The sequence below is a fragment of the Actinocorallia lasiicapitis genome, assembly GCF_054778695.1.
In genome coordinates this window covers 1-4248 of the sequence record NZ_BAAGZI010000462.1, presented here as the reverse complement: position 1 = coordinate 4248, position 4248 = coordinate 1, and the positions used below count along the sequence as shown (strand labels likewise).

At 70.3% G+C, this 4248-nt stretch carries 9 protein-coding genes; 4 read left to right on the top strand and 5 right to left on the bottom strand.

Annotated features, from left to right (window positions below; genetic code table 11):
- From ACYVE7_RS30230 to ACYVE7_RS30215, 4 genes are all read right to left on the bottom strand, one after another.
- Positions 1-185 (bottom strand): ATP-binding protein (locus ACYVE7_RS30230; RefSeq protein WP_460369481.1); only part of this gene is annotated, 185 nt, incomplete at its 3' end.
- A 17-nt stretch (positions 186-202) separates the two neighbouring features.
- Positions 203-1231 (bottom strand): LacI family DNA-binding transcriptional regulator, encoded by a 1029-nt coding sequence (locus tag ACYVE7_RS30225; RefSeq protein WP_460369479.1) that lies wholly within the window; start codon positions 1229-1231, stop codon positions 203-205.
- A gap of 270 nt (positions 1232-1501) precedes the next feature.
- A complete protein-coding gene (locus ACYVE7_RS30220) occupies positions 1502-1969 on the bottom strand; it encodes a hypothetical protein (RefSeq protein ID WP_460369477.1) in 468 nt (155 codons plus the stop codon).
- Complete coding sequence (locus ACYVE7_RS30215; RefSeq protein WP_460369475.1) at positions 1966-2514, bottom strand: hypothetical protein; 549 nt, start codon at positions 2512-2514, stop codon at positions 1966-1968. Before ACYVE7_RS30215 ends, ACYVE7_RS30220 begins: the two co-directional genes overlap by 4 nt.
- 156 nt (positions 2515-2670) lie before the next feature.
- Between ACYVE7_RS30215 and ACYVE7_RS30210 the strand changes: the two genes are divergently transcribed.
- The 4 genes from ACYVE7_RS30210 to ACYVE7_RS30195 all read left to right on the top strand — a co-directional run bounded on the left by ACYVE7_RS30210 (position 2671) and on the right by ACYVE7_RS30195 (position 3991).
- On the top strand, positions 2671-2820 hold the full coding sequence (locus ACYVE7_RS30210; protein WP_460369473.1) for a hypothetical protein: 150 nt from the start codon (positions 2671-2673) through the stop codon (positions 2818-2820).
- A 29-nt stretch (positions 2821-2849) separates the two neighbouring features.
- Entirely contained in the window at positions 2850-3269 is a 420-nt protein-coding gene (gene mscL, locus ACYVE7_RS30205) for a large conductance mechanosensitive channel protein MscL (protein WP_460369471.1), read from the top strand.
- Positions 3270-3273: 4 nt separating this feature from the next.
- On the top strand, positions 3274-3444 hold the full coding sequence (locus tag ACYVE7_RS30200; RefSeq protein ID WP_460369469.1) for a DUF3099 domain-containing protein: 171 nt from the start codon (positions 3274-3276) through the stop codon (positions 3442-3444).
- Between the two features lie 88 nt (positions 3445-3532).
- A complete protein-coding gene (locus ACYVE7_RS30195; protein ID WP_460369467.1) occupies positions 3533-3991 on the top strand; it encodes a hypothetical protein in 459 nt (152 codons plus the stop codon).
- 13 nt (positions 3992-4004) lie between these two features.
- Here ACYVE7_RS30195 and ACYVE7_RS30190 read toward each other — a convergent pair.
- Positions 4005-4248 (bottom strand): hypothetical protein (locus ACYVE7_RS30190; RefSeq protein ID WP_460369465.1); only part of this gene is annotated, 244 nt, incomplete at its 5' end.

Genomic DNA, 4248 nt, shown 5'->3' with positions numbered 1-4248 from the left:
CACTGCCCGGCCAGCACGGTCCAGCCGCGCTCCCTGGCCAGCCCGGTGAGCTCGGCGGTGAGCCTGGTCTTGCCGACGCCGGCGTCGCCGCTGACGAGCGCGACCCCGGCCTCGCCCTCGGCGGCCCGGTCGAGGAGGCCGGTGAGCGCGGAGAGCTCTGCGGCCCGTCCGATCAGCAGTGACATGCGGTGATTATCCCCGATCAGGACTCCGGTGGGAGCGAGGTGGAGCCCCGGGTGATCAACTCATAGGCCATCAGGATCCGCTGGGCCTCCCCGGCGAGGACCTCGTCGAGCAGCAGCCGTCCGACGGTGCGGCCCTTCTCCGACTTGGGCTGACGGAGCGTGGTCAGCCCCGCCTCGCCCGCCGCCGGGATGTCGTCGAACCCCGTCACCGACACGTTCTCCGGCACCCGCAGCCCCCGGTCGGCGACGGCCTGGAGCGCGCCGAGCGCGATCAGATCGGTGGTGGCGAGCAGCGCGGTGGGCCGCGGATGACGGTCGAGTAGCCGCGCCGCGCCGGTGCGGCCGCCCTCGGGGGAGTGCAGGCACGACTGGAGCGCCACGTCCGCCCAGTCCAGCCCGGCCTCCTCGACGGCGTCCCGGAATCCGGCGATCCGTGCGGCGACCGCGCCGTAGGAGCCCGCGTCGTCCAGTTCGGGCGTGGGGCCGGGGTGCAGCACCCCGAGCCTGCGGTGGCCCAGCCGCAGCAGGTAGGCGGCGACGGTGTGCGCTGCCGCCCGGTCGTCGATCCCGACGAACGGCACGCCCTCGACGTACGGCTCGCCCGCGATCACATAGGGGAGCCTGCGCTGCCGCAGCCCGGCCAGGGCGGGATGGTCGCGGTCCAGGCTGAACGCCACGAACCCGTCGACGATCGCCTCCCGCACCGCGCTCTCGGCCGACGCGTCGTCGGGCCAGGTCATCAGCAGCAGGCTGGTGGAGGAGATCTCGGCGATCTCGGCGAGCCCGCGCAGGAACGCCACCGCGTAGGGGTCGGTGAACGCGTACGACAGCTCCTCGGTGAGGAGGACGCCGACCACTCCGGCCTTGCCGCGCCGCAGGGTGCGGGCCGCCGGATCGGGCCCGGCGTAGCCGAGCTCCTCGGCGACGTCCATGATCCGCTGACGGAGTTCGGGGGCGAGCTGGTCGGGTCGGGAGAAGGCGTTCGACACCGTCGTCCGGGAGACGCCGACGGCCTCCGCGATGGTCTTCAGTGTGACGCGTGCCATGCCAGGAGATCGTAGTTCTGAATTGATTCAGAAACAATCGCCCGTTAGGCTGGCACCAGTTCTGAATCGATCCAGTACCGCGGTTCGGAATCAGGAAAAGCTCGCCGCCTCGCTAGCGGCGCGGCCGCCGGGAATCTATGGGGATGGATTCTCGTTGGCCATGAACAGCCGGATCGGACGTCCCTCAGGGGTGGGGTGGTCGTTCGCCGGCATCGAGCGGGGCCCGGTCGCAGCGCGACCGGGCCCCGTCTCTTCTTCACGGAACACGCACTAGAGCGACAGCACCCGGTCCAGCAGGACCCGGTAGCCCTTGAGGGCCTGGCGCAGCTCCTCGGTGTCGTCCTTGTCGTCGTTCCAGCGGTCGTCCAGCTCGGACTTGCGCTCGGTGAGCGAGCCCGTCAGCCGGCCGACGGCCTCCTCGGTGAGCTGCCCGGCCCGGCGGACCGTCTCATACGGGTCGTCCACGAAGTCGGCCTGGACGTCGTGCCAGCGCCGCCGCAGATCCTCGGCGAAGCCCTCACCGAGCAGGGAGCCGTTCTCCTCCTCCGAGCTGCGCGGCCGTCCGGACACGGGGGTCATCTCGGCCGCCGAACGCTCGGCGGAGATCAGGTCGTCCCGGGTGGGCTCGGCGGGCTCGCTGAGCTCGGCGGGGTCGGCGGGGTCGGTGGTCTCGAAGGGCCGGCCGGACGCGACGGGCTCGTCCCTGGGGGCGGAGCCGTCCTGGGGGTAGGGGTTCATGACTTCCTCTCTTCTGGCACGGTCAGGAGGTCCTCGAACAGGGCCCGGTAGTGGACCATCGCCTGGCGGAGATCCTCGGTGCCGGCCTCCTTGTGCGCCGCGCGTCCGCTGATCTCGCGGGCCTTGCGGTAGTGGTCGAGGGTGCGGGAGTGCTCGACCGAGAGCAGGGCGGTGCGGCTCTGGCCGTCCTCGGTCGGGTAGCCGCGCTCGCGCATCACCACGGTGACGAGCCGGTCGGCTTCGGTGACCGCGGTCTCGGGGGAGTCGACGAAGTGCTCCTGCAGCTCGGTCCAGCCGCGGCGGTACTCGTCGCGGGTGGCCGGGTCGAGCTCCTTCAGGTCGAGTTCCTGGTGGCGCTGCTCACGTTCGAGCAGTTCCTGCTCGGCGGCGCGGCGGCCGCCCGAGCGCTCCACGGTGCGTTCGTATTCGGGGCCGAACCTGCGGCGCAGCCGCTGGGAGCGGGCCTGTCCGTAGGCGACCAGGCTCACGCCCGCGACTGCGGCGAGAATGAGGACGGCGATGACGACCCAGATCATGGTCGGCATGGATGCCTCCTTGGTTTTCTGTGAGGTGCGCCCTGTGCCCCCAACAAACCAGGCGAAACCTGACGTCTGGCAGGCTGGTCGCCCGGACGGTGAACCACGGCGGCCCGTCATACGTCCAACGGGTAAAAGGGGGGCGAAGACATGACCATGCACGCCATGACCATGCGGCAGACCGACGGGCGCACCAAGCCGGTCCCCGCGGACACACCTCCGCAGACCGCCCCGCGGCCCGCCCGCTGGGTGCGGCTGGAAGCCGAGACGCCCGAGCAGGGCCCCGCCCGATCGAATCGTGAAATCGAGCCCTAGCACGCGATGCGTTCGGATAATCTCTTAGAGTGATCGATGGATTCAAAAAGTTCCTGCTCCGCGGCAACCTGGTCGAACTGGCCGTAGCCGTGGTCATCGGCGCGCAGTTCGGCGCGCTCGTCAACCAGTTCGTCAAGTCGTTCATCAGCCCGCTGCTGACACTGGTCGGGGGGAACCCCGACCTCAGCTCGCTGAAGTTCACGATCCGCAAGAGCGAGTTCCTCTACGGGGACTTCCTGACGGTGGCGATCTCGTTCCTGATCGCCGCGCTGGTCGTGTACTTCGTGCTGGTGCTGCCGGTCGCGCGTCTCCTGTCCTACATCGACAGGAACAAGACGGCGACCACGCGCGACTGCCCGCACTGCCTGACCTCGGTGCCGCTCAAGGCGGCGGTCTGCGCCCAGTGCACCCGCGACATCCCGAACATCCCGGAGCCCGCCGTACGGTAGAGGCATGGACGCCCGTAAGCGCCGGTACCTGATCATGATGGGCACGTGCATCACCCTGTACGTGCTCTCCTGGACGGTCGTGCGCTTCTGGTCGGTCACCGCGGCCGTGATCATGGCCGTGGTGGCCTCGATCATTCCGCCGATCGCCGTGATCCTGGCCAACCGTTCCGACTGAACTCCGCGAATATGTGGATATCAGCAAGATCGACCTGTTTAGTAGCAGTGCGGGGTGGGTCACGCCCTCGACAGGACGGTGAACGGCTGTGCGGCACGCCTTCGGTTTCGTTTTGGGGCTTCTGCTCGCCCCTGCCCTGGCCTACGGCACGGCCTGGGCCCATGTGCGTTCGGGCGTCGCGGTCAACGCCCTCGACCACACCATCACCGACCGCACCCAGCTCTACGGCGCGTTCGCGCTGACGGCGGCCGTCGGCCTGCTCACGGGCATCGTGATCGTGGCCCGCTGGGCGTCCCCGCTGGTCTCGCTGATCCCGGCCGTGGCCTTCCTGGCCTGGACGGCCTGGTTCCTGGCCGCCCCCGCCGCCGCGGTCGCCCTTCCGTCCCGCTTCCCCCCGGCCGGCGAACTCGACTCGGGCCTCGAATCCCTCCTGTCCTCCGGCCTCTACGCGCTCCTGGGCTTCGCCCTCCTCGTCCCCGCCTGGACCCCGTACCGCTGGCGCTCCCGCCGCCCCGAGGAAGAGGAACAGCCCTACACCTACGCCTGACCAGCGTGAATATTCACGCCGGAGCGGCGAAGCACTCGGCGAGCAGGGCGGCGACGGCGGGACGGCGGGTCGTCAGATGGACGTCCCAGGGCACCGGACCGGCCAGCGCCGTGGTCAGCGCGGCGCGGATCCAGTCGATCGACTCCCGCGCGGGCAGCCCGCCCCGGCCGGCGCCGAACACCGGCAGCGCCACCGAGCGGAGCGGCGGATCGGCGTACTTGCGCGGATCCAGCGTCAGATAGCCGCGCGAGGCGATC